The 5,272-nt window shown below is 67.5% G+C and carries 5 protein-coding genes; 4 read left to right on the top strand and 1 reads right to left on the bottom strand.

Translation table 11 applies throughout. The annotated features are described in order from the left end of the window. The coding region (locus AC2VOU_RS17360) for an APC family permease (RefSeq protein WP_486958486.1) at positions 1–1,070 on the bottom strand (1,070 nt) is incomplete at its 3' end. Positions 1,071–1,500: 430 nt separating this feature from the next. Between AC2VOU_RS17360 and AC2VOU_RS17355 the strand changes: the two genes are divergently transcribed. From AC2VOU_RS17355 to AC2VOU_RS17340, 4 genes are all read left to right on the top strand, one after another. Beyond that, positions 1,501–1,869: a YraN family protein gene (locus AC2VOU_RS17355; protein WP_486958485.1), complete on the top strand. Its 369-nt coding sequence runs from the start codon at positions 1,501–1,503 to the stop codon at positions 1,867–1,869. Then, positions 1,869–3,380 (top strand): YifB family Mg chelatase-like AAA ATPase, encoded by a 1,512-nt coding sequence (locus AC2VOU_RS17350; RefSeq protein WP_486958484.1) that lies wholly within the window; start codon positions 1,869–1,871, stop codon positions 3,378–3,380. The genes AC2VOU_RS17355 and AC2VOU_RS17350 overlap by 1 nt, the downstream gene beginning before the upstream one ends. Beyond that, complete coding sequence (dprA, locus tag AC2VOU_RS17345; RefSeq protein ID WP_486958483.1) at positions 3,377–4,525, top strand: DNA-processing protein DprA; 1,149 nt, start codon at positions 3,377–3,379, stop codon at positions 4,523–4,525. The genes AC2VOU_RS17350 and dprA overlap by 4 nt, the downstream gene beginning before the upstream one ends. Before the next feature lie 33 nt (positions 4,526–4,558). Further along, on the top strand, positions 4,559–5,272 hold a 714-nt coding region (locus AC2VOU_RS17340), incomplete at its 3' end, for a siderophore-interacting protein (RefSeq protein WP_486958482.1).

Genomic DNA, 5,272 nt, shown 5'->3' with positions numbered 1-5,272 from the left:
TTGAAACTGGTGTTGGCGCCGATATACAGAATCGCCGCGGTCGATACCTGCACGAGCACGAAGAAGACATTCCCGATCAGGCCGTGACCGAAGGCGGCCCGGGCGATCTGTGCCAGCACCGACGGGTATTCATCTTGATACGGGGTGGCGTGCGTGGCGTAGGCCAGGTAAGCGACGCCGGCCAGCAAGGTCCCGAGGATGCAGGCCATTATGGTGAGAACGCGCCGTGCGTTGGGGCCCTGCGGTTCCTTGAGAAGGTTCACCGTGTTGGAGATGGCCTCCACGCCGGTCAGTGAGGAACCGCCGTTGGCGTAGGCCCGCAGCAGCACCAAAATCGTTGCGCCCATCACCAGGCCGTGGTCTTGATGGACCGGCACGGTGCCCGGCAGGTGTTGCGGATCGTAGATCGGCAAACTCCAGAACATGTGGCGGAGCACGCCGGTGACGATCATCAGCGAGACCATGATCACGAACGAATACGTCGCCAGGGCGAAGGGCCGACCCGCTTCTTTGGCACCGCGCAGATTCATGTAGGAGATGAGCAGCACCACACCGACGGTGATTTCCAGGCTGTAGGGTCCCAGCGAGGGCAGGGCCGAGGCCACCGCCACCGTTCCCGCCGCTGCCTGCACCGCCACCGTCACCGTGTAATCGATCAACAGTGCTGCCGCGGCGATCTGGGCTACCCGTGGCCCGAAGTTGTCACGCGTGACGATGTAGGAACCGCCGGCCCGGGTGTAGGCCATCACGACCTGTCGATAGGACGCGGCCACCAAAGCCAGCACCAACAGCAGGATGCCGGTGATCGGCAGCAACAGCACGAAGGCGGCCATCCCGGCGTGCGGAACCAGCTCGGTCAAAATCTCCTCGGGCCCGTAGGCGGTCGAGGAGATCGCATCGGGTGACAGCGCCCCGAGCGCAACCCGTTTGGATAGCTGCTGGCCTTTCAGCTTTTCGCTGATCAGTGGCTTACCCAGCAAGGTCCGCTTGAGCACCTGGGAAAAGGTTAGCGGTATCGCCCGATCGTCAGCCGGTGCCGTCACGCTCGCACCATACCCGGCTGGCCCCATTCTCAAGCTTCCTTTTTGATGGCAAAGTGCTGGCAAGCGCTCGCATCATCAGGAGCCGGTGCGCCGGGCCTCCTCAAGGTCGAAGTCTCGTTCGATGACGCGACGGTGTCGCGTTGATGCGGCGGCCGTCGCTTCAACAATTCCAGCACCGCGGCCAGCGACAAACCTCCCCGCATGCCGGCCCACGCCACGATCGCCCGTTTCCGCTAAACCGCCACGGGTCCGCACAGCGAAAGGATTCCGTAGCCCACGGGATCCATGCCGCACCTCCGGTCATTGGTGAACGGCCTGGGGTCTTCTTCCAGACGGATGGTTTGGGGTCGGAGTCCTCCCTGTGGATCTTCGCGCAACTGGGGATAACCGGTCGCCGTCCCGCAGTAACGGCGGCGTGCCGGATATCTGCGTCGGTGCGTTGTCACAGAGTGGCGGCATGACGACATGGAGCCGAGCCGAGATCGGCGCGCTCGGTGAGCAGTTGGCCGCAGATCACCTGATCGGGCTCGGGCTGGGGATCGTGGATCGCAATTGGCGCTGCCGCTACGGCGAACTCGATCTGATCGCCGTCGACCCGGCCCCCGACGCGGTGGTCTTCGTCGAGGTGAAAACCCGTACCGGTGAAAGCTTCGGTGGCCTGGCGCAGGCGGTGACGCCGCAAAAAGCGCGACGGTTGCGCCGACTCGCCGGGATCTGGCTGGCCAGTCAGGACCGTCGCTGGGCTGCGGTTCGGATCGACGTCATCGGCGTGCGGATCGGCCGACGCCGAACACCGGAAATCGCTCACCTGCGGGGGGTGGTCTGATGGCGCTCGGGCGGGCGTTTTCGGTCGCGGTGCTGGGTTTGGACGGACAGATCGTGGAGATCGAAGCCGACATCACCTCCGGCTTGCCCGGTGTGCATCTCGTCGGCCTTCCGGATGCTGCCCTGCAGGAGTCGCGTGATCGGGTCCGCGCCGCGATCACGAACTGCAACAACAAGTGGCCGATGTCGCGCCTGACGCTTGCATTGTCACCGGCAACGCTGCCCAAAATGGGATCGGTCTACGACTTGGCGCTGGCTGCCGCCGTCTTGTCGGCGCAGCGGAAAAAGCCATGGCGGCAACTGGAATCCACGGTGCTGCTCGGCGAGCTGGCCTTGGACGGCCGGGTGCGGCCGGTACGTGGGGTGCTGCCGGCGGTGCTTGCGGCCAAGGTCGCCGGTTGGGGGGTCGTAGTGGTTCCGGTCGAGAACCTTCCCGAGGCCGGCCTGGTCGACGGCATCGAGGTCTGGGGTGTGCGCACGCTGGCACAACTGCTGGGTTGGCTCAAGGGTTCGGCGCGTCTTGACGAGCCGGTCGGCGGGACGGTTGCCGAGGCCGAGCCGGCCACGGATCTGGCTGACGTGGTGGGCCAGGCCCAGGCGCGTTTCGCGGTCGAGGTCGCCGCTGCCGGGTCGCATCACCTGATGCTGACCGGGCCGCCAGGAGTGGGTAAAACCATGCTGGCGCAACGTCTTCCGGGTCTGCTCCCGTCGCTGTCAAACGGCGAGTCGCTGGAGGTCACCGCGATTCACTCGGTGGCCGGCCTGTTGTCGGACGCCACCCCGTTGATTACCCGGCCGCCGTTCGTGGCGCCGCATCACAGCTCGAGCGTCGCGGCACTCGTCGGAGGCGGGACGGGAATGGCTCGGCCAGGCGCTGTGAGCCGGGCGCACCGCGGGGTGCTGTTCCTGGACGAGTGCGCCGAGATCGGGGTCAGCTCCCTGGAGGCGCTACGGACCCCGTTGGAGGAGGGCGAAATTCGCCTCGCTCGCCGTGACGGTGTGGCGCGCTACCCGGCGCGTTTTCAACTGGTCTTGGCGGCCAATCCGTGCCCGTGCGCACCGGCTGACCCGCAGGACTGCATCTGCGCCGCGGCGGTCAAACGTCGCTATCTCGGCCGACTCTCCGGGCCGTTGCTGGACCGCGTCGACTTACGGGTCGAGATGCATCCGGTCCGGATGAGCTTGTTCGCCAGTTCCGAACCGGAGTCGACGGGCGAGGTCCGGCACCGGGTTACGGTGGCCCGCGAAGCCGCCGCGCAGCGCTGGTCTACCCACGGCTGCCGGACCAATGCTGAGGTCAGCGGGACGCTGCTCCGACGGCGATTCCGGCCGGGCAACAGTGCGATGGAGCCGCTGCGGACCGCGCTGGACCGCGGCCTGCTGAGCATTCGCGGCGTGGACAGAACGCTGCGCGTCGCGTGGACGCTCAGCGACCTGGCCGGCCGCACGTCGCCCGGGCGCGACGAGGTCGCCACCGCGCTGAGTTTCCGGCAGCCGGGATCCTCACGATGACCGACCAGGTACAGCGGGCGTGGGCATACCTGTCGCGAGTCGTCGAGCCGCCGTGCGTCGAACTCGCCGCTCTGGTGGCCCGGGTCGGCCCAGTCGAAGCGGCCGAGCGGGTGCGGCGCGGCCGAGTCGATGAAAAATTAGCTCGGCACACCGAAGCCAGGCGGGAAATCGATTGTGCTGTTGAGGACCTCGAATTTCTAGCTCGACGCGGTGGCCGTCTTCTCACCCCGGCCGACGACGAATGGCCGGCGCTGGCATTCGCCGCCTTCAGAGGTGCGGCGGTTGCGGCGAAACCGCGCGGTGGACCGCCCATGGTGTTGTGGGTGCTGGGCCCAGCGGGGCTCGACGACATCACGCAGCGCGCCGCTGCCGTCGTCGGCACTCGTGCGGCCACAAGTTACGGCGAGCACGTGGCCGCAGACCTTGCAGTCGGGCTGGCCGAACGCGATGTCGCGGTCGTCTCCGGAGGTGCGTACGGCATCGACGGGGCGGCGCACCGTGCGGCGCTGTCCGTCGACGGACATACGGTGGCGGTGCTAGCGGGCGGGCTCGACATTCCCTATCCCGCAGGGCATTCGGCCTTGCTGCATCGGATCGCGACGCACGGTCTACTCGTCACCGAATATCCACCCGGGGTACGCCCGGCCCGACACCGGTTCTTGACCCGCAACCGGTTGGTGGCCGCACTCGCCGGGGCGGCGGTCGTGGTGGAGGCGGGCCTGCGCAGCGGTGCCGCCAACACCGCGGCGTGGGCGCGGGCTTTGGGCCGCGTTGTCGGCGCGGTGCCGGGGCCGGTGACATCGTCGGCGTCGAGCGGATGCCATGCACTGCTGCGCGCGGGCGCCGAAGTCATCACCCGCGCCGAGGATGTTGTCGAATTGGTCGGCCGGATCGGCGAGTTGGCGTCTGAGCAAGCCCATCCGGCTAGTCCGCTCGACGGCCTGAGCGAGGACGAGCGACGCGTGTACGAGGCGCTGCCGGGCCGCGGGGCCGTTACGGTCGACGAGATTGCCGTCGCCGCAGCCGTGGACCCGGCGCGGATCTTGGCGTCGTTGGCGATGTTGGAGCTTGCCGGTGTGGCCGAGCGTAACGACGGTCGGTGGCGGATCGTCCGGCGGCCGGTGCGACCCGTTGCGCCTCTATAGTCGAAAGAACCAGTGCCGAAGGAGGGCAACCACGTGGCCGGTCGACCAGTGCACGCGTTCGAGGTGGTGCGCACCGAACAAGTCATGTCGCACATGATTCGAGTTGTCCTGGGCGGCAGAGGTTTCGATACGTTCACCGCGAGCGAATTCACCGACTCCTACGTCAAGCTGGTCTTCGTGGCAGACGATGTCGACGTGGCCGCGTTGCCGAGCCCGTTGACACTGGATTCCTTCGCCGAGTTGCCGGTGGTCCGGCGGCCGGTGGTGCGGACCATCACCGTTCGTCGTGCCGACCCGGCCGCGCGTGAGCTCACCGTCGACATCGCGGTGCACGGTGAGCACGGGACCGCCGGACCGTGGGCCGTCTCGGCGCAGCCCGGCCAGCCGATGTATGTGATGGGCCCCAGCGGCGCGTACGCGCCCGATCCAGCCGCCGACTGGCACCTGATGGCGGGGGATGAGACCGCGTTGCCGGCGATCAGTGTCGCATTGGAAGCGTTGCCCGCCAACGCAATCGGCCAGGTATTCATCGAAGTCGCCGAACCCGATGATGAGGTGCCGCTGACCGCCCCGGAAGGTGTCCACGTCAACTGGCTGTACCGCGGCGGTCGGGCCGACCTGGTCGGCGAGGACCGAGCCGGCGACAACGCGCCACTGGTCGAAGCCGTCAAGACCGCCTTCTGGATGCCCGGCCAGGTGCACGCCTTTGTGCACGGCGAGGCGCAGTCGGTGATGCACAACCTGCGG

Source organism: Mycobacterium sp. TH-M25 (assembly GCF_057473665.1).
The sequence above is the reverse complement of the archived record's forward strand: the minus strand, read 5'-3'. Positions and strand labels throughout refer to the sequence as shown.

What these genes read in the sequence shown, in the direction of transcription:
- AC2VOU_RS17355 (WP_486958485.1), top strand. Translation starts at nt 1,501, where the DNA reads ATGACGACATGGAGCCGAGCCGAGATCGGCGCGCTCGGTGAGCAGTTG.
- AC2VOU_RS17350 (WP_486958484.1), top strand. Translation starts at nt 1,869, where the DNA reads ATGGCGCTCGGGCGGGCGTTTTCGGTCGCGGTGCTGGGTTTGGACGGA.
- dprA (WP_486958483.1), top strand. Translation starts at nt 3,377, where the DNA reads ATGACCGACCAGGTACAGCGGGCGTGGGCATACCTGTCGCGAGTCGTC.